Source organism: Micromonospora sp. DT15, from assembly GCF_049841475.1.
GTDB lineage: Bacteria > Actinomycetota > Actinomycetes > Mycobacteriales > Micromonosporaceae > Micromonospora.
This window is the reverse complement of record NZ_JBNCKJ010000002.1, coordinates 331,769-356,347: the sequence shown is the minus strand read 5'-3', so window position 1 is coordinate 356,347 and position 24,579 is coordinate 331,769. Positions and strand designations below refer to the sequence as shown.

At 70.3% G+C, this 24,579-nt stretch carries 14 protein-coding genes; 2 read left to right on the top strand and 12 right to left on the bottom strand.

The features are described from left to right. Positions 1-51 precede the first annotated feature (51 nt). Genes ACLQ3F_RS05725 through ACLQ3F_RS05715 form a run of 3 tightly spaced genes read right to left on the bottom strand, consistent with a single transcriptional unit; the run spans position 52 to position 2,669 of the window. Positions 52-717, bottom strand: coding sequence for a response regulator transcription factor (locus ACLQ3F_RS05725; RefSeq protein WP_357197819.1), 666 nt, complete (start codon positions 715-717; stop codon positions 52-54). After that, positions 714-1,934, bottom strand: a complete 1,221-nt coding sequence (locus ACLQ3F_RS05720) for a sensor histidine kinase (protein WP_425846793.1) — start codon at positions 1,932-1,934, stop codon at positions 714-716. The genes ACLQ3F_RS05725 and ACLQ3F_RS05720 overlap by 4 nt, the downstream gene beginning before the upstream one ends. 27 nt (positions 1,935-1,961) lie before the next feature. Continuing rightward, positions 1,962-2,669: a DUF305 domain-containing protein gene (locus ACLQ3F_RS05715; protein WP_425846791.1), complete on the bottom strand. Its 708-nt coding sequence runs from the start codon at positions 2,667-2,669 to the stop codon at positions 1,962-1,964. A gap of 138 nt (positions 2,670-2,807) precedes the next feature. Between ACLQ3F_RS05715 and ACLQ3F_RS05710 the strand changes: the two genes are divergently transcribed. Together ACLQ3F_RS05710 and ACLQ3F_RS05705 are read left to right on the top strand one after the other, a co-directional pair. Beyond that, on the top strand, positions 2,808-4,253 hold the full coding sequence (locus ACLQ3F_RS05710; protein ID WP_357197810.1) for an LVIVD repeat-containing protein: 1,446 nt from the start codon (positions 2,808-2,810) through the stop codon (positions 4,251-4,253). Positions 4,254-4,399: 146 nt separating this feature from the next. After that, positions 4,400-5,611, top strand: coding sequence for an SLC13 family permease (locus ACLQ3F_RS05705; protein ID WP_425846789.1), 1,212 nt, complete (start codon positions 4,400-4,402; stop codon positions 5,609-5,611). 4 nt (positions 5,612-5,615) lie between these two features. Here ACLQ3F_RS05705 and ACLQ3F_RS05700 read toward each other — a convergent pair whose 3' ends face one another. The 9 genes from ACLQ3F_RS05700 to ACLQ3F_RS05660 all read right to left on the bottom strand — a co-directional run bounded on the left by ACLQ3F_RS05700 (position 5,616) and on the right by ACLQ3F_RS05660 (position 24,548). Next, the gene (locus ACLQ3F_RS05700) at positions 5,616-6,443 is read right to left on the bottom strand and encodes a MerR family transcriptional regulator (RefSeq protein WP_425846787.1); all 828 of its coding nucleotides are present in this window, start codon (positions 6,441-6,443) and stop codon (positions 5,616-5,618) included. A gap of 61 nt (positions 6,444-6,504) precedes the next feature. Then, on the bottom strand, positions 6,505-8,094 hold the full coding sequence (locus ACLQ3F_RS05695; RefSeq protein WP_357197801.1) for an asparagine synthetase B family protein: 1,590 nt from the start codon (positions 8,092-8,094) through the stop codon (positions 6,505-6,507). A 4-nt stretch (positions 8,095-8,098) separates the two neighbouring features. Further along, positions 8,099-9,067 carry a DUF5715 family protein gene (locus tag ACLQ3F_RS05690; RefSeq protein ID WP_357230068.1) on the bottom strand — a complete coding sequence of 323 codons (969 nt, stop codon included), beginning with the start codon at positions 9,065-9,067 and terminating at the stop codon, positions 8,099-8,101. A 415-nt stretch (positions 9,068-9,482) separates the two neighbouring features. After that, positions 9,483-10,280: an isocitrate lyase/PEP mutase family protein gene (locus ACLQ3F_RS05685; RefSeq protein ID WP_425846783.1), complete on the bottom strand. Its 798-nt coding sequence runs from the start codon at positions 10,278-10,280 to the stop codon at positions 9,483-9,485. Continuing rightward, positions 10,277-11,215: a cytochrome P450 gene (locus ACLQ3F_RS05680; RefSeq protein WP_425846781.1), complete on the bottom strand. Its 939-nt coding sequence runs from the start codon at positions 11,213-11,215 to the stop codon at positions 10,277-10,279. Before ACLQ3F_RS05680 ends, ACLQ3F_RS05685 begins: the two co-directional genes overlap by 4 nt. A 159-nt stretch (positions 11,216-11,374) precedes the next feature. Next, positions 11,375-12,118 (bottom strand): ArsR/SmtB family transcription factor, encoded by a 744-nt coding sequence (locus ACLQ3F_RS05675; protein ID WP_425846778.1) that lies wholly within the window; start codon positions 12,116-12,118, stop codon positions 11,375-11,377. 95 nt (positions 12,119-12,213) lie between these two features. Then, entirely contained in the window at positions 12,214-14,442 is a 2,229-nt protein-coding gene (locus ACLQ3F_RS05670; RefSeq protein ID WP_425846776.1) for a hypothetical protein, read from the bottom strand. Between the two features lie 279 nt (positions 14,443-14,721). Then, complete coding sequence (locus ACLQ3F_RS05665; RefSeq protein ID WP_425846775.1) at positions 14,722-15,030, bottom strand: hypothetical protein; 309 nt, start codon at positions 15,028-15,030, stop codon at positions 14,722-14,724. A gap of 62 nt (positions 15,031-15,092) precedes the next feature. Further along, positions 15,093-24,548 (bottom strand): LamG-like jellyroll fold domain-containing protein, encoded by a 9,456-nt coding sequence (locus ACLQ3F_RS05660; protein WP_425846773.1) that lies wholly within the window; start codon positions 24,546-24,548, stop codon positions 15,093-15,095. Positions 24,549-24,579 lie beyond the last annotated feature (31 nt).

The window sequence follows — 24,579 nt, the reverse complement described above, 5'->3', positions numbered from 1 at the left end:
CCCGGGTCGCGGTGCGAACGCCGGCCGCTACGACCCAGGTCGTACGCGGTGTCATCCGCCGGGCGTGACCAGCCCGCTCTCGTACGCCAGGACCACCGCCTGGACCCGGTCGCGCAGCTGGAGTTTGCCCAGGATCCGCCCGACGTGGGTCTTCACCGTCGCCTCGGCCACGTGCACCCGGGCGGCGATCTCCGCGTTGGACAGCCCCTGGGCGACCAGCAGCAGCACCTCCCGTTCCCGTTCGGTGAGCTGCGCGAGTCGAGGGTCGGCGCTGGGGGCGGCGCCGAGCTGCCCGGCGAACCGGTCCAGCAGACGCCGGGTGATCGACGGAGCCACCACCGAGTCACCCTGGGCCACCACCCGGATCGCGGCCAGCAGCTCCTCCGGCGGGACGTTCTTGAGCAGGAAGCCACTCGCCCCGGCCTGGAGCGCCGCGAACGCGTCCGCCTCGGTGTCGAAGGTGGTCAGCACCAGCACCCGAGGGCCACCCGCTGGCCGCTCGGCGCAGAGTCGACGGGTCGCCTCCACCCCGTCCATCGTGGGCATCCGGATGTCCATCACGACCACGTCGGCCTCGGTGCGGGCGAGCACCCGCAGGGCGTCCGCACCGTCGATGGCCTCCCCGACGACCTCCAGGTCGGGCTGGGATTCCAGCACCATCCGGAACCCGGCGCGGACCAGCGCCTGGTCGTCCACGATCACTACCCGGACAGTCATGCCGCGATCACCTCCATTGCCGGCTCTGACGGTAGCGGCAGCCGAACCTCGACCTGCCAGCCCCCGGCCGGCCGGGGACCGGCGGTGAGGCTGCCGTCGTACACCGTCACCCGCTCCCGCATGCCGAGCAGGCCGTGACCGCCGGACGGCGCCGGGCTGACCAGCGGGCGGCCGCGACCGTCGTCGACCACCCGGACCACGACGGCCTCGGCGGTGTACGACAGGACGACCTCGACGCCGGCGCCGACGCCGGCGTGCTTGAGCGCGTTGGTCAGCGCCTCCTGCACCACCCGGTAGACGGTCAGCTCCAGGCCCGGTGGCAGGGCCGGGGGCACACCGGTGACGGTGCTGCGGACGTGCAGACCGGCGTCGTCGAACCGGGCCAGCAGGTCGGGCAGCTCGGCCAGCGCGAGGCGTCGGTGCTCGGGGTCGGCCGCCACAGCGAGCCCGTCGGTCCCGTCCGCGCCGGCGGGGCCGGCGTCGCGGAGAACGCCGACCAGGCGGCGCATCTCTTCGAGGGCCTGCCGGCCGGTGTCCGCTACCACCTTCACGGCGGTGCGCGCCTGGGCGGGGTCACGGTCGAGCATGAACCGGGCCCCGTCCGCCTGGACGATCATCACGGCCATGCTGTGGGCGACCACGTCGTGCAGCTCACGGGCGATCCGGGTGCGTTCCTCGGCGACCGCCGCCCGGGACTCGGCCTCCCGCTCGCGTTCCAGGGTGGTGGCCCGCTCCTCCAGGCTGAGCACGTAGAGCCGGCGGGTCCGCACGTTCAGCGCGACCAACCACACCGCGCCGGTGACCAGCGCGTACCACAGCGCGGTCACCCACCACTGGATGACGTTGGGGGTCTGCGCGGCGGCCAGCAGCACCCCGACGGCCGCGACAGCGCCGGCCAACACGCCGTCGCGCAGCCGCCGGCCGTACTTCACCACGCTGTAGAGCGCGATCAGGACGGCCACGTCGTAGATGAGTGGACCCCAGCGGGCGATGACCTGGATCAGCGCGAGCGCCGCGACCGCCACCGTCACCGCGCTCGGGTGGGTGCGGCGGAACAGCAACGCCACCGCCATCCCCAGGCCGACCGCCGTGGCCGCCCAACCGCCCGGCTGGTTCACCGCCGCGGCCAGGGAGACGAGGACCACCAGCGCGGCGACGGCCACGTCGAAGGCGACGCCGCGCAGCGGGCGACCGAACAGGGTGCGTGTCACGGTCACCCAGCGTACGTGCCGGGGCGCTCGGGCTCAGCCGCCGAGGACCTCGCGCATGCGGTCGATCTCGACGGTCTGCTCGGTGGCGACGGAGTTGGCGAACTCGTTGAGCGTCAGGTCGGAGCCGACAGTGAGCAGGTTGGTGGCCATCTCGATAGCGCCCTGGTGGTGCTCGGTCATCATCTGGACGAAGAGCGTGTCGAAGTCAGCGCCACGGGCCGCGGCGAGCTGCCGCATCGCCTCTGGCGACTGCATGCCGCGCATGGTGCCGTGGTCGTGCCCCTGCACCTCCGCCGGGAGGCCACGGGTCTGCAGCCAGCCGCGCATCATGCCCATCTCCGGCCCCTGGCTGGCCCGGATGCGCTCGGCGATCGCCCGGACGTCGGGGTCGGCGGCCCGGTCGGGGGCGAGCTCCGCCATCGCCAGGGCCTGCGCGTGGTGCGGGATCATCATCCGGACGAACCAGACGTCCAGCGAGTTGTGCGGGGCGGGACCGGCGTCGCGGACCTCGTGCGCCGGGCGGGTGGCCGCCGTCTCGCCCGGACGGCCGGGCGCGATGACGGTCAGGTCGGTGGGGACGGGGCTGGCCGGCGGCGACGCGGCGGAGGTGGCGGGGGCGGAGACCGGCTGCGGTGCGCTCGTACCGGTGTCGCCGTCGAGGCGGATCACCATGAACACCACCAGCGGCAACACGAGAGCCAATGTGACGACGGCCAGGATGCGTGCGCGCCGGTTGGTCATGGGCCACTCCCTGCAGTCGAGGTCACCGCGATGCTATCCATTGAAGAACACGCTTTCATGTGATCCAGCTCACATCGACGATCTTCGTCGGACGGTAACGTGTCAACCATCGTCTCCCCCTTGCGAAGGGCCCCGCCGATGATCAGATTCCACAAGCCACGGTTACGACAACTGCGTGTCGTGGCGCTCGCCACGACCGGCCTCCTCGTCGCCAGCGCCCTCGTCGCCCCGGCGAGCAGCGCCCAGACGGTGCCGCAGGCGGCCCCGGCCCCCGCGCTCACCAACACGATCCCCGGCGTCGACGAGATCGTCAGCAGCCCCAACCTGCGCCAGATCGCCAACCTGCCCAAGGTCGCCCCACTAGACGCGACGAACAGCGACATCGCCTTCCAGGGCAAGTACGCGTTCGCCGGCAACTACAACGGCTTCGTCATCTACGACATCTCGCGGCCCAGCGCGCCGACGGTCAAGGCCCGGGTGCTCTGCCCGGGGTCGCAGAACGACATCTCCGTCCACGGTGACCTGCTCTTCCTCTCCACCGACTCGTCGCGCAGCGACGACTCCTGCAACAGCACCACGCAGGGAGCGGACGTGAAGGGCTCGTGGGAGGGCATCAAGGTCTTCGACATCAAGGACAAGGCCAACCCGCGCTACATCAAGTCCGTCGAGACCGCCTGTGGCTCCCACACCCACACCCTGGTGCCGGGCAAGGACCGCAAGGCCGTCTACCTGTACGTCTCGTCGTACAGCCCGCGGGCCGAATTCCCGGACTGCCAGCCGCCGCACGACTCCATCTCCATCGTCAAGGTGCCGCTGAAGAAGCCGACCGACGCGGCAGTGGTCGCGACGCCGAACCTCTTCCCGGACGGTGGCTTCCCCGGCAGCCCGACCGGCTCGGCGACCACCGGTTGCCACGACATCACCGCCTACCCGTCGAAGGACCTGGCCGCCGGCGCCTGCATGGGTGACGGCATCCTGCTCGACATCAAGAACCGCGAGGCCCCCCGGGTCATCAACCGGGTCCGGGACGAGACCAACTTCGCGTTCTGGCACTCGGCCACCTTCAACAACTCCGGCACCAAGGTGATCTTCACCGACGAGCTGGGTGGTGGCGGGGCGGCGACCTGCAACGAGGCCGTCGGCCCGAACCGCGGGGCGGACGCCATCTACGACATCGCCGGCCGCGGCAACGCCCGGACGATGACCTTCCGCAGCTACTACAAGATCCCGCGGGCGAACGCCGACACCGAGAACTGCGTGGCGCACAACGGCTCGCTCATCCCGGTGCTCGGCAAGGACATCATGGTCCAGGCGTGGTACCAGGGTGGCATCTCGGTGTTCGACTTCACCGACTCGGCCAACCCGAAGGAGATCGCCTTCTGGGAGCGCGGCCCGCTGTCGGCCGACACCTTCGTCGGCGGCGGCACCTGGTCCGCGTACTACTACAACGGCCACATCTACTCGAACGACATGGTGAAGGGCCTGGACGTCCTGGAGCTGAACGACTGGCGTACCTGGTCGGCCAAGCTGACCCGTTACCAGGAGCTCAACGTGCAGACCCAGCCCAGCTACCTGGGCTGGTAGGCACCGCGCACCACACCGGGCCCGGTCCCCGATCGTCGGGGGCCGGGCCCGGCCCGTGTCCGGCGGCAGGTCGCCACGGTGGGGCTGGTCACCAGGGCGTGGGGTTGCCGGGCACCTGGTCAGACCCTGTGTCAACGTGAACAGTTGTGACTCTCGCAGCCCCGCCCGAACCGACCACGCGTTGGCGGCCCCACCCGCTGGACGTGGTGGCGGCCGTCCTCGCCGTCGTCGGGGCGGCCTGCGCGCTGAGCGGGCTACTCCCCCGGGCGGAGACCACCGCCACCCTGCACCGGATCCTGCCGCTGCTGCTGTTCCTCGGCACCGTGATCGTGCTCGCCGAGCTGACCGCGGTGGCCGGTGTCTTCGACGTGCTGGCCAGCCGACTGGCCATCGCCTCCCGGGGCAGGTGGGCCGCGCTGTTCCTGCTCTGCGGCGGTCTCGCCACGCTGACCACCCTCGTACTCAACCTCGACACCACAGCCGTACTGCTCACCCCGGTGCTGCTCGCGCTGGCCCGCAACCTGCGGATCCCCGCCGCCCCGCTCGCCGTCACCACGGTCTGGCTGGCGAACACCGCGAGCCTGCTGCTTCCGGTTTCCAACCTGACCAACCTGCTCGCCGCCGACCGGGTCGGGCTGGCACCGCTGACGTACGCGGCTCGGATGGCGTTGCCGCAGCTCGCCGCCGTGGCGGTCACCATGGCCCTGCTCTGGTTCCTGTGGTGGCGGCGGGAGCGGCCAGCCGGTGGGCGCTTCGTCCCGCCGACCCGGCACGTGCCGGCCGACCCGGTGCTGCACCGTACGGCGCTCGCCGGTTGCCTGATCTTCGTCGCCGGCATCCTCGCCGGCGTGGAGATCGAGATCGCCTCCACCGTCGGGCTCGCGCTGGTGCTGGTCGGGTTCCTGGTCCGCTCCCCCGCCACGCTGCGCCCGGGGCTGGTCCCGGTGCGCCTGCTGTTCTTCGTCACCGGCCTGTTCCTGGTGGTGCAGACCCTCGGCCGGCACGGGCTGGACGACCTGGTCGGCACCCTGGTCGGCGCCGACGGCGGCGCCCTGGGCGCCCTGCGCGCCGGTGGCACCGGAGCGCTGCTCGCCAACGCCGTGAACAACCTGCCCGCCTACCTGGCCGGCGAGTCGGTGCTGCCGGCCGGTGACCACACCCGCCTGCTGGCCCTGCTGATCGGCACCAACGTCGGCCCGCTGGCCGCCCCCTGGGCGTCACTGGCCACCCTGCTGTGGTTCGAGCGCTGCCGGGCGGCCCGGGTCGCGGTGCCGGTGACCCGCTTCGTGCTGACCAGCACCCTGCTCGCGGTCACCGCGACGCTCGCCGCGGTCGGCGCGCTGCTGCTGGTGAGCTGAGCGCTCAGTCGCGGTACACGGCGACCTGAAGCTCGGTGACGCCCTTCTCGGGGGTGTCCGGGCAGTAGTCGAGGTAGACCTCCCGGGCGAAGCCGTCGGTGCGGTAGCCGTTCTCCTCGATCCACCGGGCGAGCGCCTGCATGCTCGGTTCGACGTCGTCCATCGCCCCGTGATGGATGGTCGTCGCGGCAGTGTGCAGCTCCGGCAGGTCGCGCACCGTGACGTCGGGCGCCGCGGACGGCTCGACGTCGACGAGCACACCGGCGTGGACGACGACAGCGTCGCCGCCCGGGTCGACGGGCTCGTACCAGGCGATGCTCGGCCCCGTCGGGGTGATCCCGGCGGCGGTCAGCCGACGGAACAACTCCGGGTAGAGCGGCTGGATCACCGGGCCGATGTCCTCACCCTGATAACTGGGCGCGACGGCGGTCAGCTCCGCCACGCGGACCGGCGCGATCTCCTTGAGGACGACGTCCTGGGTGGTCATCCGACCCTCCGACTCGATCATCCGAAGCCTCGCCTCGACGGCCGTGAGCCGGGCCGTGTCGGCGGCCAACTGTTCCGCCAGCTGGCTCCGGCGCAGCCGCAGCATGCCGCGCAGCTCGGCCACGTCGACGGCGTCGTCGACGATGGAGCGCACCTGTTCGAGGGTGAGGCCCAGCTCCTTGAGGGCGATCACCCGGTTGAGCCGGCGCAGCTGGTCGGCGCGGTAGAAGCGGTAGCCGGTGTGCGGGTCGACGCTGGCGGGGGGCAGCAGGCCGATGCTGTCGTAGTGGCGCAGCATCCGCACCGACACCCGGCCGAGTCTGGCGAAGTCTCCGATGGTGAACATGGCCCCCTCACACTCGTCCCTGACACCGTGTCAGAGTCAAGCGTGGCGTGCGGGGCAGCCGTCAGTGGCGGGCGGGGCGCGGGCCGACCAGCCGGCGGACCATCGGAGCGGCGTTCCACTTGGCCGCGCCGACCAGGTCGCGGGCGTGCTCCAGGACCGTGTAGTCGGGTCGGGTCAGCCCGTCGGCGATGGCCCGGTCCAGGTCGTTGCCGCAGCGGCTCAGCACGGTGTCGAAGTCGCGACGGACCGGCTCCTGCAGGTCGTAGCCGAAGGAGCGGTGCAGCCGGGCGAAGAGCGGCTTGTACAGCCGGACCCGCTCGTGCAACCCCGACGAGTACGACATCGGGTTCTTCGGACGGCGGAGGATGTAGTCCGGCAGCACGTCGGCGAACGCCCGCCGGACGATCCACTTCTCCTGCCCGTGGCGCAGCTTCAGATCCACCGGCAACCGCATCGCCAGCTCCACCACGCTGAGGTCGAGGAACGGCACCCGGGCCTCCACGCCGTACGCCATCGCGGCCCGGTCGACGCGCTGCAACTCGGTGCGGCACAGGTTGCGGATCCGGTGCAGGAACAATCGGCGGGCCGCCGCCGGGGCGACCTGGTGATACATCGGGTACCCGCCGAACAGCTCGTCGGAGCCGTCGCCGGTCAGCACCACCTTGATGCCCAGATCGCGGAGCCGCCGGAAGATCGGCACCGAGACGACCGCGTTGATGATGTCGCCGTACTCGGTCAGCTCGGAGATCCGGACGGCCTCGCGGACGTCGGCGAGCCGGATGTCGCGCGGGCGCAGTTCGACTACCACGTGTGGCACGTCGAGGTCGGCGGCCAGCCGCCGGGCGTACGCCACGTCGGGGCTGTCCGCGACGCCGACTGTCACCGCGACGCAGTCCGGGTGAATGTCGCGGACCTGCCGCAGGGTCAGCGAGCTGTCCAGGCCACCGGAGAGCACCACCCCGACGGTCAGGTCGGTCTCCACCCGCATCCGGATCGAGTCGCTGAGCGCGGCGCGGACCAGCAGCGCGGCCTCGTCCGGGTCGTCGATGACCGGCAGGCCGTCGGCGATGGTGAGCAGGTCGACGTACGGGCTCAGTCGCACGTGCCCGTCCGCCTCCGCCCAGCCGTGGTGCCCGGGCGGCACCTCGGCGATCGGGGTGCCGTGCCCGACGAGTGCCTTGACCTCGGAGGCGAGGTGCAGGCAGCCGGGTCGACGGGACCAGTACAGCGGCTTGACCCCGAGCGGGTCGCGGGCCAGGTACGCGCGGCCGGTGGCCCGTTCGACGACCGCGAAGGCGTACTCGCCGCGGAGTCGGGTTGCCGCCGCCTCGCCCCACTGCTGGAACGCGGCGAGCAGCACCTCGGTGTCGCTCTCGGTGCGGAAGGTCTGCCCCAGGCGGGTCAGCTGCGCCCGCAACTCCCGGTGGTTGAAGATTTCGCCGTTGAAGCAGAGCAGCCACCGCTCGTCGGTCGACGTCCACGGCTGCACCGCCCGGTCCCGGTCGACGATCCGCAGCCGCCGGGTGCCGGCGAGCAGCCCGCTCTCGGACCGGGTCTCGGTGACCTCACCACGCGGGGCCAGGGCGGCGAGCATCCGCCGGAAGGTTGCCGGGTCGGCCTCGGGGCCGATGCTCAACGCGATGCCGCACACCGGCTCAGACCCCCATCTCAGCCTCGTAGGACCGGCGTAGACGACGCCGGGCGGTGGGCGCGAGACAGAGGTGCCAGGCCTGCCCCTCGTCGATCACGTTCAGCTCACCGGCCTCCTGCCGGCTCAGCAGCAGTTCCGCCAGGGCCTCGCGGGCGCCGAAACGCTCGAACCAGGCCAACTCGACGTCGGCCGAGTAGCCGAGGCAGTGCCCGCTGGGCAGCATCGCCGCGTAGCCCAGACGGCGCAGCCGGTACTGGTGTTCGGCGCTGCGGACCAGGCTGGTCACCCAGAGCGGCGGGGTGGCCGGCGGCGCGACGGCGGAGAACTCCCGTCCGATGTCGTTGAGCAGCGCCACCACCTCGCGCCGGGCGCGGCGGAACAGCAGCCCCGCGGTGCGCGGGGTGGCGTCGGGTCGCAGCCGGCGACGCAGCCCGCGGGCGGCCCGGCCCAGTATCGTGGCGGGCTGCTCCTGGTAACGGAAGCGCAGCAGGTCGCGGCGGCGCAACCATTCCAGGTCGACCAGCTCGGGACTGCCGTTGACCTGGTCGTCGGTGACGAAGGTCGGCGCGTCCTGCCACCACAGCACGTCGATGCGGGAGAGCAGGTAGATCCGGACCAGCGCGCTGAGGTCGGTCGCCGACGTGCGCTCGTTCGGTTGGTAGCGGGCCATCTCCAGCAGCAACGTCTCGCGCGCGCCGATCAGCCCCTGCGGGGTGGCGTCGAGGACGGCGGCGAGCGCCGGTTCCCGCAGCCGCTCGTCGATGAGCACCTGCCGGGCCCGGGTGCTCGCCGCGTCGGCCAGTGCGCCGACCTCGACCAGCAGTTCGGCGACGGCGGCCCGGTAAGCGGGCAGGTCGGGGGCGGGGGCGGACACGCGGCGGGGGGTCGCACCGGAGGGTCGACGGCGGGCCGGGGCGGTGGGCGACGGAGGCGAACCGGGCTGCTGTCCCGGGCTACGGCTGGGCACTCGCATGACGGGTCCCTCTCTCCGGTCACGGCACTGGGTAGGTTCGCCCTGAAACACACCGTAATCATCGGGACCGGAACGGACCGAACATTCCTCCTATCTCCCCTCGAAGGGTGCGCGGACGACGCACCGGCACCAGGCGGTGGCACGTCAATGTGGTGCCTTTGGAGCTGATGTCGTCAACGAATCACCACCGCCGCGCCCCGGTCCTGGCGGCGGCCCGCCTGGGGAGATCACCCGAGCGCGAGCCCGAAGCCCGGAGCAAGCGGGCCCGTGATGTCACAAACGATTCAGCTCCAAAGGCACCGACCAACACACACCGGGTCGTCCCGCGCGGGCCGGAACACCGCCGCGCCGAAGGGACGCAGAGCATGAGCCAAGCCAAGCCCTCCCCGCACCGCGAGCGCCCAGGCCGCCGCTGTCAGTCGCCGCCCCTGGGCACCAGGGCCTGCACCTCGGCGTACGACGGCAGTCCTCCCGCAGAGGTGGGCCCGCCGCCGCGGACGGCGTCGGCGGCGGCGAGCGCGGCGCCCAGCGCGGCCCGGAACAGCAGCGAGCCGGTGCTGACCCGGGCCACCCCGGCCCCGCCCAACTCAGCCAGCCCTGGGCCGCCCGGCTGGTACAGCGCGTTCACCGGAGCGTCGATCCGCTCGGTGAGGACGCGCAGGGTGGCCAGGTCGGCGGTCCCGGGCACGAAGATCCCGTCGGCACCGGCCATCCGGTAGGCATGTGCACGGGCGAGGGTCTGCGGCAGTGGTTCGTCCACCCCGAGCCACCAGGTGTCGGTGCGGGCGTTGACGAACAGCTCCGGCACCGCCGCCTTCACCGCCACAATCTTGGCAGCGGCGACCTCGGTCTCGGCGAGGGTGCCGTCGGCCCGCCCGTCCTCCAGGTTGATCCCGACCACGCCGAGCCCGGCCAACTCCCTGACGTACTCGGCGACCTCGGCCGGGTCGTCGCTGAATCCGGCCTCCACGTCCACGCTGAGCAGTACCGGCAGCCGAGCCAGCCGGCGGGCCAGGGCGAGGGTCTCCGCTGCGGTGGCCGCGACGCCGTCGGGAAGGCCGGCGGTCGCGGCGACCCCGAGGCTGGTGGTGCCGATGGCCGGATGTCCACGCGCGGCGAGCGCCGCCGCCGAGGCGTGGTCCCACGCGTTGGGCAGCAGCAGAGGGCGGCCGGCGCGGTGCAGGGCGTGGAACGCGGCCTGACGTTCGATCATCGGGCGCTCACCTCCAGGGTTGTCGGCACCCGCAGGGTCGGGTGCGGTTCGTAACTCATCGGGGTGTGGCCGCGCCGGCAGCGTTCCCGCAGCACGTCGAGCACACCGGTGGCCAGCGCCAGGGCGTGCCGGTCGCCGGGGCAACCCCGCTCCCCCGCCCCGAAGGTCAACTGCCCGGCACCGGGCCGACCGGGCCGGAACGTCGCGGGTTCGGTGAACACCTGCGGGTCACGGTTGGCCGCGTCGAAGCGCAGCAGCACCGGGCTTCCGGCCGGCAGATCCCGCCCGCCCAGCCGTACCTCGTCGACGGTGACTCGTCGGGTGGCCCGGACCGGTGGGTCGAGGCGCAGCACCTCGGCCAGCAGGTCGGCGGTCCGTGCCGTGGTCGGCACACCCGGGGGCAGCAGGTGCTGGGCGGCGGCGCCGATCAGGCCGGCGGTGGCATCACACGCCTGGACCAGCAGACCGATCAGGTTCGCCCGTACCTCCGGCGGACCCTGCGGCGCGAGCGCCAGCAGCGTCGTCACCGCCACGTCGGCCCGCGCGGTCAGGGCCGGGTCCACCCCCGGGTGGTACGCCGCCGCGACGACCGCGACCGCCGTCCCGACGGCTGCCGGATCAGCGAAACCGAGGCGATCGGCCAACGTCCGCAGCGGCACCGGCCGGGCCAGTTCCCGCATCACGTCGACGCTGTCGCCGGCACGGTCGAGAACGGCCACGGTCAGCCGCACCGCATCCAGTCGCAGGTCGTCCGGGTCCAGCGGGGCCAGCGCGCGCACTGCGACCGCCCGACGGTCGGCGTGCCGTAGCGGTGGACTGAAGCGGCTGACCGTGGCGCGCAGCCAGGCGAGGGTGCCGGGCGGACCGGTGTCGACGGCAGGCACCTGGAACGCCGGGTCGGTCAGCGCGGCGCGCACGTCGGCGTGCCGGGTCACCCACCAACCGCGTTCCGGTTCGAACGAGGGCGGTCCACACGAGGGTGTTCCCGGGGCGGGCGCAATGTGCGGCCAGGTGTCAGTCACCGCCCGACCGTAGGGCGCGAACCGTTCGCCCCACACCGAACGATCCCGCCACTGTCACCCGCTGCTCGCCGGTCAGGCGCGACCGCTCGTGGGCGGCGGGACTACCGGCAGGTCGAGGGTGTGTTCGGGGATGGCCAGGGCCGCGGCCAGGCCGGGGCGGCCGGCGGGAGTGAGACGGACGGCGCGGCCTATGCCCTGGCTGATCCAGCCCAGCTCGGTGAAGCGGCGGCAGAGCGCCGCGCCGAGCGACCCGGCCAGGTGCGGGCGGCGTTCGGTCCAGTCCAGGCAGTCGCGGACCACCGGGCGGCGGGCGACGCGCAGCACGTCCACGGGTACGCCCAACCCGGCCGCCCAGGCCCACCCGTCGGGCGTGAGCGCCAAGCCACTGGCCCGGTCGAGTCGGCGCTCGCTGAGCAGCGCGTCGTACATCAACACGCCCAGCCGCCCGGCGAGGTGGTCGTAGCAGGTCCGGGCGTACGCCAGGGAAGCGCTCGCGGTCGCCGCGCGCAGCGACCCGGTCGGTGTGGGCGTGGCCGGGGCGTGCCCGGCCAGGTCCTCGATGAGCTGGGCCACCGACGGCCCGGCCAGCCGCAGGTAACGGTGGCGGCCCTGCCGTTCCTCGACGAGCAGCCCACCGCGGACGAGTCGGGTGAGGTGGTCGCTGGCCGTTGACGGGGCGACACCAGCGCGCCGGGCCAGCTCACCGGCGGTCCATGCCCGCCCGTCGAGCAGCGCCAGACACATCCCGGCGCGGGTGCCGTCGGCCAGCAGGGCCGCCAACGCGGCCATCCCCCGACCGTCCGTGCCAACGCTCATCGCACCAGTCTAGGAAGCAGGCACCGAGCCGGTGAACAACGACCCGGGGGCCTCCGTCACGTGGACGAAGGCCCCCAAGCTGGTGGTGCCGAGGCTCAGGACTTCGGCGTCGGAATCAGGTGTGCGGTGAAGCTGACCGCCGACGGGCCGGCCTTCGCTGCCGCCATTCCACCGGGGGCGGCGAACCGCCGGTCCAGCGCGATGGTGGTGTTGTTCCGGTTGCGGTAGACCACTACGAAGCCGGTTCCGCCGGAGTTCTGGATCGGCGCGATGGTGGGATCGGTGGCGGCGGTGGCGGCGGTCGGGTCGCTCGGGTTCTCGTAGAGGCGCAGCCACTCACCAAAGGTGCTGGAGCCCTGCTCGGTCTCGTACACCCGGTACATCTCGTTGTCGGGCCCGCGGGCGACGACAGCGATCCGGCCCAACGCCGGGTCGAGGATCGCGGCCGGGGAACCGGCTGCGGTGAACGTACCCACCGTCTGCCAGGTCGCCGGCCAGGCCCCACCCAGTTCCTGCTTCTTCATGATCAGCGAACCGTCGGCGGCACGGGCCACCACGGCGGTCCGGTAGCCCTGGTTGATGAAGGCGGCTGGCACACCGGTCCCGTTTCCGCCGAGGTCGACCCACGCACCGAGGGTGCCGTCGGTGGAGTAGAGCGCGGTCTTGATGGTGCCGGTCATGGTGGTGGCGACCAGTCGGACACCGGCGTCGACCTTCACCAGAGTCACGCCGCCGGTGAGGTCGACGTCACCGAGGCTCTTCCACGACGCAGCCGTCCCGGTCTGTCGGTAGTGCCAGAGGCGACCATCGACGTCCACGGCGAAGATCACGCTGGTGCCGTCGGCGAGGGTGACCGAGGCAGGCCGGCCCACCATGGTGCCGCCGAGGTTCCCGGTCGTCGCCCAGGTCGCCGCGTTCGCCGCCGTCTGGGCACCGGTCCACACGGTGCCGGTGGTGTGCAGGGCGCTGATCTGCACCTGCTTGGTGCCGTTCTGCACATTCAGGGCGGGCTGCCCGGTGAACGCCTCCGCACCGAACTGGGGAATGTGCTGGACGCTGCTGAAGTCGTCCGGGTTCTGCTGGTGGACGACCCGCACCTGCCCGGTGTTGTCGGTGTGCGCGTAGACGATGACCCCGAGCGAGCTGCCGTCGCTCGGCTCCCCCTGCAAGGCCGTCGAGCGGGAGAAGGACTCAGTCGGCAGGAACGGCATCGGGTCGGCGTACCAGCCCTGCAGGTCGACCACGATGTGCACGGTCCCGCTGCTGGCGTTCCTGATTTGGACCTTCCCCTCGGTGCCCAGCTTGGTCACCACGATGCTGGACCGGGCGACGTGCGCGGCGGGGAAGTTCGTCGTCGACGCAACGTTCAAGGCGCTGCCCAGGGGCGTGACGTTGAAGAACCCGTCAACAGTCGGGGCGACCGCGTGCACATTGAGGACCGCCGCGGCGATGCCACGGGTCGGCAGGCCGTTGGTGCCCGCGACCGCGACATCGACTGTGCCGTAGGCGGGCACCGGCTGGGCGCCACTGGGGAAGCGGCTGTCGTACAGGGTGGTCGCCGGAACCGTGCGCAGGCCGGCACCGGTGGTCGGGCTGCCGGTCCAGTAGCCCTGGACGGTGATGGCGACGTGCACGGCCTGCCCGCGATTCTCCAACACCACTGCGCCGCCGGCACCGGGGTTCAGCTTGACGACCATCCCCATCGAGGTGGCGCCCTTGGCGTAGTCGATGCCCGTCTCCGCGGCCGTGCTCGACCCGACGGTCAACCAGCCGTTGCCGGTCGCACCGATGACCACGACGTCCAACATGACGGCCGTCGCGGAACTGGGCACGAGCCCGCTGCCGGAGATGTTCGCGGTACGCGTTCCACGGGTGGGCATCGTGCCGGCGGTGATTCCCTGTCCGGTCCGGCTGTCGACCACCCGAGTGTGGTTCACCGGCACGAAACCGGAGCCGATGCTGCCGGTGGCGGTGGTGAAGTAGCCCACCACGTCCACTCTGATGTGGACGTTGCCGCCCGCGTTGCGCACCGCGAGCTTGCCGTTCGTACCGGGCTTGACCACCGCCGAGTTGGTCATGACCTCACCGATGGAGGCGTTCATGGCCGAAGCCTTCGGGTCCGTCAGGTCCGGGTAGATGGTCAGGAACGTGTTGGCGGTCGGGTAGATGGCCGTCACATCGACCATCAACGCGCTGACCCCGCTGGTCGGGATACCGGCGATGCCGACGGCGTTGAACGTGGTGACGGACTTGGCGCCCCGAACACCGGTGGTGCCGCCGGTGCCGTCCCGGGTGTCCAGGAGGGGCACGCTGTCGATCGGCACGAAGTCACCACCCCTACCGGCAGCGTCGGCGTACGCCCCGGAAACGCCGATGTGAAACCCACCAGCAACCGCGCCGAGAACTAAAACCATTGCGAGCGCGAAGCGCGCCCGTAAACTCACAGCCATTCCGGCAGCTCCACTTCAGCTTTCTTGCTTGCCACAACATCCGGACGTGATAACTACGAATGCAGTTCCTGACGGACTCCTAAACAAAGCACCAAGCGTTCTGACCCTGCTCATCACTTTCAGACACCTGGCGCTCGAGCTGTCGACATGAGGCTACATATTTTCGCTAATTTCTTCAAGCTCCGCTTGAGTTAGGTTCTGCACTCGCCAACCACGTGCCGCCGCGTGCTGAAGGAACTCTTTCGGCAGGCCAATCCGATACTTTCGCACGTAATATGAGAGATCGCTCGGCCAAGACCACTTGCCGTCAGTAAGAATGGAGAGTGGCGCAATCTCTGGGCGATCGGGGGCCAGCTCGTCGAACGCATATCCAGAAGCTGCCGCAACCACCGACCCGTTTTTCAGGTATTCAGCAGCTATGGTAACGAACTCCTCGGCCAACTCACCCTGAGCTTCGGCCAAGCTAGGCCCCTCTGCATCCCCATGAGGAAGTTCTCTAAAGTAGCCAATATCCCGCACAGAAGTCACCCCCGCCTCGGTGAAAATACGTCAAATATTCTCGAAATCCTAGCAGTCCGCCACTCATTGCCGACCCGAAGTGTGCCAGCAGTACCGGCCCAGAGCTTACCGTCAGGCGCCATTACGTCGACGCCCATGCGGTTGGCGAGGTTTTGGGCGAAACAATTAGCACCCGCCCCGGTACTACAACTCAGCAACCGCACCCCTTGACCTTCATAGTCCGGGTGGTTCTGAATAAGTCGCGCAAGTGTACGGTGGCTGATCTTCGTCTTATCCGCTAATTCGACGGAATTCCTCGACCCGTGAGCGACGACATCAAACCATCCCGGCTTCTGTGCGGTCCGGGTGACGTTCTGAGCGAAGGCGTCGGCCGAATCCATAAGAACCATCCGTCCGGAAGCTCCCGCAGCACCAGCCGCAGTGCGGCCCGTGCTGGCGGCAGCTGAGGCAGCAGCACTAGCTCCTCTCACGGCCACTCCGGAGAGTCCCCGTACGGCGGCTCCGACAGCTTGGCCGGCAACCGCGCCGAGCGCTCCGCCCGCCGCGCCGAAGAGGCCCCCCATGGCGGTGGCCCCAGCTAGGTCCCAGCCGCGCTTGCCGTCCATGTAACCGGTGACCGCCGAGCCGACCGCGCCGGCGAGCGCCCCGCAGGCCACCGCTCCGACACCGGTCCAGCCGATCGCCGCGGCGCAGCCCAGGCCGACGACGGCACCGACGGCGAAGCCGGCGATCTCGGCGGCGTGATCCTCGACGAACTGGGTCGCCTTGTCCCACATCTTCTCGGCGCCCTCGACGAGCGGCGCCAGCTTCTGCGCGGCCGCCAGCCATAGGTTCTGGCTGTACTTCTTTGGGTCCTGAATGGCCATTGTGGTGACCGCGACGACGCTCGCGGCCATCTTGAAGCCGGTGGAGACCACCTTGCCGAGCGAGATAAGTGGCTTCGTCAGGGCCTGGATCACCGGCAGCTTGGTGATCTTGACAGCTTGTTGGATGGCCGACTTCGCGGCGGCGGTCACCGCGACTTTGGCCTGATAGATACGCTGCGCGATGAGTTGCTTCTGTTGTTTTGCCCAGTCGGCGGCGCGAGCGACCTGGTTGAGTCCGGATTGGATCTTGCTGCCGACGTAGCGGACGGCGTTCATCGTCTTCTCGCCGATCCACTTCGCGGTGCTGGAGATGACCCGGCCAACCGCCTTGAGACCGGACACGGCGAGGTTGTAGCCGTAGGAGATCACGCTCCTGGCGCCGTTGTAGATCGAGGCGCCGATGTTGTATGCCGTGTTGACGACATTGGACGTGATATTCACGGCCGCGCTGGCGGCGCGCTTCATCCAACGCGGCCAGTGGCCGTCCGGGTCGTCGAAGTCCAGCGGGGCGCCAGCACCGTAGGTGTAGCGGTTGGCCAGCATCGAGTCGCCGGTGGTGTAGTTGACGCTGTCGCGCGAGGTGAACGTGCCGGTGCCGGGCTGGTACCAGCGAGCGCCCATGTCGACCTGCCCGGTTTCCGGGTCGGTCCAGTCCCCCTGGAAGCCCAGCCGGCCGGTGCTGCCGGTGCTGGTCACCTTCTTGCCGAACGGGTCGTACGCGGTGGAGTCGTTCAGCGTGGACAGTTGGGTGTCTGCCGGGTTGATGGCCGCCACCACGTCACCGTGGGCGTCGGTCAGCGACAGCCGCTTGTCGGAACCCTGGACGGTGGCGAGCAGCTCGTCGTTCGGGCCGCGGCCGTAGTACTCGTAACCGTCGTGCACCACCTCGTCGCCCAGCCCGGCGTAGACGAAGGAGTTGCCGGTGCGGGACGCGACCCGGTCCAGGCCGTCGTAGGTGTAGGTCTGGTTCTGCGCCCCGGTGAGCCGGTCGAAGGCGTCGAACGAGAACTGTTCGGCCAGGCCCGAGCTGGTGCGGGTCCGCAGGGTGCCCCGCGGGGTGTACGCGTAGGTGTAGTCGCCGTCGGAGAGCAGGCGGTTGCGTTCGTCGAAGGCCGCCGTCTTGGACCCGGCCCGGACCCGGTTGCCGCTGGCGTCCCAGGCGTACGTGATGGTCCCGGCCGGGCTGGTCCAGGAGATCAGCCGGCCGGCCTTGTCGTAGTCGTAGGTGTTGGCGCCGGCCCCGGCGGTGCCGGTGGTGTTCTTGCTGGTGAGGTGGCCGTTGAGGTCGAAGCCGTAGGTGATTGAGGCCACCGTCTGGCCGCCCGCGTTGCGCAGCACGTCGCTGGCGACCCGCCCGTAGTCGTCGTAACCGAAGGTGCGGACGCGGCCGGCGCCGTAGTCGACGGTCTTGACGTCACCGGCGGCGTCGTAGCCGAGCTTCTGCTGCTGGCCGGTGATGCTGTCGGTGAGCGTGTCGAGGCGACCCTTGACGTAGCCGAAGCTGGCTGTGCCGGTCAGGTCGGTGCGGGTGGTCACCCGGCCGTCGTCGTTGTAGTCGAAGCTCGCCGTGCCGGACGGGCCGGCGGTGGACAGCAGACCACCCCTGTCGTTCCAGTTGTACGTGTTACTGCCACCGGGGGCGTTGACGCTCTTCAGCCGGCCGTCCTGGTCGTAGTCCAGGGTTCGGGTCGCGGTCGGGGTGTCACCCCCGGAACCGGTCTCCTCTGTCAGTCGGCCGGCCGCGTCGTAGGTGCGCATGCGGCTCACCCCACCCGGGGCGCTGAGCCGCACCGCGTTGCCGTCGGCGTCGTACGCGACGGTCCAGGTCCGGTCCGCGGCGGCCGGGTGGCTCGCCGTGGACGGCTCGATCGCCGACTCCGGCAGACCCAACGTGTTGTACGTGTAGATGGTGGAGTTGTTGCGGCCGTCGGTGTAGCGGGTCCGGTTGCCGGCGGCGTCGTACCCGAACGTGGTGGTGATCGGGTCGGCGTCGGTCGGCTCGATCTGCTTGACGAGCTGGTCCGCCGCGTCGTACTCGTAGGTGGTGACGGTGTTGTAGGGGTCCTTCGACGAGGTCATGTTGCCGGCCACGTCGTAGCCGTAGCTCTGGGTGCGCAGGACCGTACCGTCGGCCTTGAGGTTCGTGGTGCTGGTGCGGTTACCGAACTGGTCGTAGCCGCTCCGGGTGGTGCGGCCGAGGCCGTCGGAGACCCGGACCTCGCGGCCGGCGAAGTCGTACCCGAAGATCATGGCCTCGCCGGTCGGCGCGGTGCTGCGGGTAATGTCGCCGGCCCCGTTGAAGGTGTTGACAGTGGTCGCCCCGGTCGGGGACGACGACGAGGTCAGGTTGCCCGCGTCGTCGTAGACGAGCTTGCTGACCAGGTTGCGGGTGGTCGGCCGACGCTCGACGACGGTCTGGGTGACCTGCCGGTCGAGGTCGTCGTAGGTCGACTCGACCCGGGCGCCGGTCGGGCCGGTGACCGACAGGACCTCGCCCGTGCGGGTGTAGGTGTAACGGGTGAGCGCGCGGTCGTCGTTGGTCTTCGACGGTTCGTCCCGGATGGTCAACCGGTTGAGCTGGTCGTACGTGTAGTTGGTGATGCCGGCCGGGTCGGTCTCCTCCAGCACGTTGCCCAGGGCGTCGTAACGGCGCTTGTGCTCCGGGGTGACCGGCTGGGTCACACCGGGCGCGAGGTACATCGGCGCGAGGCTGCGCACCACCCGGCCGAGCTTGTCGTACTCCGAGGTGGAGACTCGCCCGAGCGGGTCCTTGACGGCGACCTGCTCGCCGAAGGTGTTGTAGCCGACCGAACTGGTCGGGTTGGTGGAGACGGCGGCGTTGCCGTCGCTCTCGGCCAGGACGGTCGGGCCGCTCTGCCCGACCTGGCGGCCCAGCTCGTCGTAGCGGAAGGTGCTGGTGAACTTCGCCTTGTCGGCGCCGCTCACATTGCCACGCGGGTCGGTGACCGAGGTGCGCAGGCCGCGCCTGTCGTACGTGTAGCTGGTCACCCGGGTGCTGCTGCCGGCGGTGACCTTCTCGGTGAGAACGTTGCCGGCGTCGTCGTAGGTGTAGTCGACGACCTCGGAGGTGGCCAGTACCTCCCAGTTCAGGTTCGACGGGTTTCCGGTCCGGACCGTCTGCTTGACGTTGCCGTTGTAGTCGTAGGTGAAGGTGTTGGTCCGGCGCACCCCCGTCGGATCCAGCACGGTGCTCTTCACCTTGCCGGCCTCGTCCGGCGTATGGTCGGTGATCTGGGTGCCGTTGGCCCCGACCTTGCGGGTTACGTTGCCGGCGCCGTCGTAGGTGTTCTCCTCCACGACGTAGTCCCGCTTGGAGCCGTCAGGGTTGCGGAAGTCCTTGAGGGTGATCTTCTCCAACAGGTCGTCGCGGTAGTACTTGTACTCCAGTCGCCGACCCATGGCGTCGGTGTCGCTGGCCAGCCGTCCGGCGAAGTCGTACGAGTAGGAGTGCAGGACCAGGTAGTCGCCGGTGCCGGTGCCGGGGGTGCCGGCCGGGTCACTGCGCCAGTCCCGCAGCCGCACCTCGGCCACCTTGTTCTGGGCGGTGTACGCCCAGTCGTAGCGGTTGCCGTTGGCGTCGGTCATGGTCGTCTTGTTGCCGAACCTGTCGTACCCGTAGCTGGTTTCGTTGCCCTCCGGGTCGACGACCCGGACCGGCCGTCCCTCGTCGTCGTACTCGGTGCTGGTGACCCGCTCGGGGTCACCACCGAGCAGGTCGGTTGCGGTGACCTTGGTGGGGTTGCCGTCGGCGTCGTACTCGTTGACGGTTCGGCTCTGGTGCTGCTTGCCGGTGACGGCGTCGGTGGTGACCGGGCCGGTGACGGTGGCGACCCGCGAGTGCCCGTCGTAGGTGATCGTGGTGGTGACGCCTGCGGGATAGGTGTCGGAGATGACCTTCTCGGTGATCCGTCGGCCGAGCGCGTCGTAGGTGTACTCGGTCACCAGCCCGGACGGCTCGGTCACCTTGTACAGGTCACCGTTGGCGTAGTACGCGTAGCTGGTGGGCTTGGTCTGCCCGTTGGTGATGCTGCTGGCAAGCAACCCGGCCGGAGGGATGCCGTTGACACCGGCCTCGCCGCCGCTGGTGTAGGTGTGGGTGACCTTGCTGAGGTCCGGGTTGGTCTGGGTGAGGAGCTGGCCGGTGCGCTCCCGGTACGTGAAGGTGGTCAGGAACTTGTTGTCGGTCGGGCCGCTGGAGCGGCCGTCGCGCTGCTCCACCGCCAGGTCGATGCGCGGGTCGAACGGGTCGGTGATGGAAGCCGGATAGGTGTAGTAGTTCGTGAAGCACTGGGTGGACGTACGGCAGCTCTTGCGGGTGGCGAGACGCCCCCGGCTGTCGTACGTCATCTCCACCGTGTCACCGTTCTCGTTGGTGACCTTGCTCTGCTGGCCGTCCGCGTTGTAGGAGAACGAGCGGATGGCCATGCCGTCCAACGGGTGCCGCACGAAGATCGGTCCACCGGCGTCGCCGGGGATCACGGTGCAGAAGGCCGGGTCGTTCGGGTCGGGCTGGGTGCAGACCTCGGTGGGCGGCGGGCTCGGCGTCGGGCTGGTCTGCCCGGGGCGGTCCTCCTCGCGGGTCTCCAGTCCGAGCGGGGTGCCGGAGCGCAGCAGTCGACCGGCGAGCGCGTCGTACTCGTACAGGTAGGGGCGGTTGGCCGGGTCGAGGACCTGGACGCTGCGCCGCAGGTCGGTGTCGCCGCCGTAGACGGTGGGCTGACCCAGCTTCCAGGTGCCGCCGTTGTCGTCGGTGTACTCCTTGACCCGGTCGGTGGCGGTGTCGTACTCGACCTCGGTGGCGACCCGACCGCTGGGCAGGGTGACCCGGGTCAGCTGCTGGGCGGCCGGCTTCGCGTACTGGAAGTGCGCCTTGGCCGTGTCCGGGCCGATCGGGCGCGAGTAGACGGCGACCTCGTCGATGGTGCCGGCGAAGTAGCGCTGGGCGGTGCCGCCCCAGGCCGGCCAGGAACTGGGCGTGGTCGCCGAGGCGAGGCCAACCTGGTTGAAGGTCAGCAGCGAGTGCTCGATCGGCTGCCCGGCCAGGTCACCGACCTTGACCCCGTCGAGATACATGGTCTGGGTGTTGGCCATCGCGGAGAGCACCACGTGGTGCCACTTGTTGTCGTTGACAGTGATGCCCGAGGTGATCGGTGCGATCGTGCCCGTGGCGAACTGGCCGCGCAGCTTGCCGTCGGTGCCGGTGTAGAGCAGCGGGACGCCGCTGGTGGCGGCGGTGCCGACGGCCTTGTCCTGGTAGCCGATGAGCGGGCCACCGGTCTGGGTCAGGCCGATCTTGAACCACAGCTCGACGGAGACGTCACGGCTCTTCTTCACCAGCCCCTTGGGCAACTCGAGGTAGGCCGAGGTGCCGTTGAAGGCCGCGGCGGTGCCGTTGGTGCCCTCCAGCACGCCGGGCTGGCCCAGGGTGACGTTGTTGCGGTACGTGCCGGCGTCCTTGCCCAGGTTGATCGCCACGTCGCTGGCCGCGCCGGTGCCCTCGGCCTCGCCGAGGTGGTAGTACGAGTCGGGCTTGGCGTCGAGAACGGCGGTGCGGTAGTGCGAACCGGCCGCGTAGGCATAGTTGGTGCAGGCGGACTCCGGGCCGCAGACCTTGGTCAGCAGGTCACCCTCGTAGGTGTAGTTCCAGGTCAGCTTCGCGCCGTTGACCTGGTCGGTGCTGACCGTGGCGATGCGGTTGCCGTTCCAGGTGAAGGTCAGCGAACGGCCGGCGGTGTTGCTCTGGCTGTTGGAGACCTGGGCCCGGGCGAGCTTGCCGGTCATCGGGTCGAGGGTCAGGTTGACCGAGTGCCCGGAGTTGTCGGTGATCTTCTGGAGTTTGTAGAGCAGGGAGAACTGGTACGTGCTGCCGGTGCGGTCGACAAGCTTCCAGTTGCTGCTGTCGACGGTGAGCTTCGCGACCCGGCCCGGCGGCGGCGCGTACGTGCCGTCCGGGTTCTTGCCGAACCGCACCTCCTGGCCGTCCGGGTAGCGGACCACCACGTTGCCGGAGCCGTCGTTGTCAGGGACCAGCGTCATGTCGTACCGGCTGGACCAGCCGGCGCCGAAGACACCGGTCGTGCGGGGGTCGAGGCTGTTGTAGGTGCGGACCAGGTTCAGCTCCGGACCGACGGTCACCACCGTGGCGTCCACGGCGGAGGTGGCGAAGTTTCCGGTCTGAGCGTCGAACTCGCGGCCCTGCTCGGCGTTGGGCGAGGTGGCGATCCGGGACAGCAGGTCCGGTTGTGGCACCGAACTGAGCATTGTCGAGTACGGCGAGATGACCTCGTTGGCGCTGTCCTTGACGAAGGAGCGCCACAGGTAGCTCTTGCCCCAGACCATCCGGCCGGCGGGCACCACCCAGGACTGCTTGGCCTGGTAGCCGGAGTTGGTGCAGTTGGTCGCCGCACCGGCGTCAGTCTGGTCGCAGATCTCGAACTTGAAGGACAAGGTGGCACCGGGTGCGGCGTCGGTGTCCACGGCCCGGGCCCAGAGCAACGGGGTGAGCGTCGGAGCCTGGTACCCGTTCTCCGGGTAGAGCTCCTGCACGACTGGCGGAACGTCGAACACCTGGAGCACGATCCGACCGGGTGGCACCTGGTGGTCGGTGAAGACCGCTCCACCGGTACGCACCATGGTGAAGTCGAGGAAGTATGAGCCGGGCTCCAACCGCTTGACCGTCGCGTCGAGGGTGACCTTCGCGCCACGGGCCAGGGTGGTGGGCAGGGTCGCCGCCCGCTGCTGGGTCACCGCGACGCCGGTCTGCGCGTTGTAGACCCGGTAGGCGAGGTAGTAGTTGGCCGGCGTCCACGCCTCGGCACCGAGATTGGTGACCGTCACCTTCACCTTGCCGTCCTGGTTACGCAGGACGGCCGGCTCCGGAGTGGGCTTCGGGATCGCGTACCCGGCGTTGTACGGGCTGTGCGTGACGTAGAGCGCCGGCGGGTTCGCCGTGCCGGTGCCGGCGAACTTCTTCCACGCCGAGGTGTCGGTGGTCGACGCGCGCAGCGAGAGACCGTTGTTGGCCTGCTGGCCGTTGGCCCAGCGCTGCACGAGGTTACGGCCGCCGACGCCGAGGTCGAACATCTCCCCGGCTGCCGGGCAGGCGGACTGGGACTGGCCGAGAGCGACGTACCCGTGGGCGAACGAGCGGCTGACCAGCGCGCCACCCACTGCCGGCCCCGGGTACGAGTAGCCGGTGCCGGCCGACCACGACCCGGTGACCGGGTGGACGCTGACCGCGCGCGCCTTGCAGGAAGCCGCGTCGAAGTTGACAGCGGAGAGCGCCGCCCCGTGGATGGTGTGGTTCTGGAGTCGGCTGACCAGGTTGCCGAACTTGAGGTAGGCCGCCGCGTTGGACCCGCCGGAGCGACCGACGAGCAACTCGCTGCTGCCGGACGTGGAGCTGTCTCCGTGCACGTACATGCTGCTGTCGGCGTTGATCGCAGCGACCGGCGGGCCGACGGTCGGGTCGACCTCGACCGGGTACCGCCGGGCCGGGTCGGTCAGCCAGGCCCGGTCGGGGGTGACCTTCAGCGCCGTCTGCCCACCCGTGGTGACCAGTTCGTACGCCACCTTGGTGGAGGTGGCGGGACCGGCCGTGCCGGTGCCGGCGTCCACCATGTAACCCGGGGGGATGACCCCGCGCTGACGCCCGTCGCGGTCACTGAGGACGATCTGACCGTCGACCAGCTTCGCGGTGAGGTTGCGCAGGCTCAGCGGGAACACGAACGAGGCGGGTGCCTTGGCCGAGCGCAGGACCAGGGTCTCCTTCACGCCGCCCGCCCGGGGCTCCAGACGCAGGTCGACGTCGGGGCGTACGCCGGGGTAGGTGACGGCGTTGCCGTCCACCCGGCCCGGCGCGTTGGACGCCTCGGCCAGACCAAACCCGAAGTCGGTGTCAGCGTCGAAGCTCAGCCGGGCCACCTGAGTCGCGGCGCCGTTGCCGGCGAGGCGCAGACCGACCGAGTCGGCGGCGATCCCCCACCCGTCGGCGGTCGGCACCAGGGCGTGGTCGATGGGCGACCAGGTGCCGTCCGGCTTGCGGTAGTTGATCGGGGAGGAGGAGAACTCGGTGGTTTGGGTGCCGTCGGCGTTGTCGAAGACCCGCTGGTTGACGTCGCGCTCGGCCGGTCGTTCCCGGCTGGTTCGCTTGTCGAAGCCTGGGGCGTCCTCGACGGGTGCCGTCGCGACGGACGCCTTGTTGCGCCCCGGGGCGGGCTTGTCGGCGAGCTTGTGCAACGGGTACTGCCCGCGCATGGACTTCGGCAGGTCACGGTTGGGGCGTCCGGGTGTCACGTGAGCCTTGCCGGCCGCCGAGCCCCATGCCTGGTTCGGCTTCGCGCCGCCGCCACCCCGACCGGCGGAGGCCACACCGTCCCGGTCGCGGGCACCGCCCGCCGGCAGCGCCGTCACCCCGCTGCCGCCCAGGTTGAGCATCAGCACACCGGCCAGAGCGGCGGCCAGGACCGACCGGGTGGTGCCGGAGCCGAACATCGAACGTTGCCGGGGTAGCCGACCACGCAGATCGGTCAGCCGACCGCGCGGGTCGGGCAGACGGCGAATGCTGAAGGACATGGTCACCCCTGGATCGAGGACGGGCTACGAG

Excerpts from the sequence above, each read along its gene's own strand:
- ACLQ3F_RS05710 (WP_357197810.1), top strand. The coding sequence starts at position 2,808 with ATGATCAGATTCCACAAGCCACGGTTACGACAACTGCGTGTCGTGGCG.
- ACLQ3F_RS05685 (WP_425846783.1), bottom strand. The coding sequence starts at position 10,280 with ATGATCGAACGTCAGGCCGCGTTCCACGCCCTGCACCGCGCCGGCCGC.
- ACLQ3F_RS05690 (WP_357230068.1), bottom strand. The coding sequence starts at position 9,067 with ATGCGAGTGCCCAGCCGTAGCCCGGGACAGCAGCCCGGTTCGCCTCCG.
- ACLQ3F_RS05725 (WP_357197819.1), bottom strand. The coding sequence starts at position 717 with ATGACTGTCCGGGTAGTGATCGTGGACGACCAGGCGCTGGTCCGCGCC.
- ACLQ3F_RS05675 (WP_425846778.1), bottom strand. The coding sequence starts at position 12,118 with ATGAGCGTTGGCACGGACGGTCGGGGGATGGCCGCGTTGGCGGCCCTG.
- ACLQ3F_RS05660 (WP_425846773.1), bottom strand. The coding sequence starts at position 24,548 with ATGTCCTTCAGCATTCGCCGTCTGCCCGACCCGCGCGGTCGGCTGACC.
- ACLQ3F_RS05700 (WP_425846787.1), bottom strand. The coding sequence starts at position 6,443 with ATGTTCACCATCGGAGACTTCGCCAGACTCGGCCGGGTGTCGGTGCGG.
- ACLQ3F_RS05715 (WP_425846791.1), bottom strand. The coding sequence starts at position 2,669 with ATGACCAACCGGCGCGCACGCATCCTGGCCGTCGTCACATTGGCTCTC.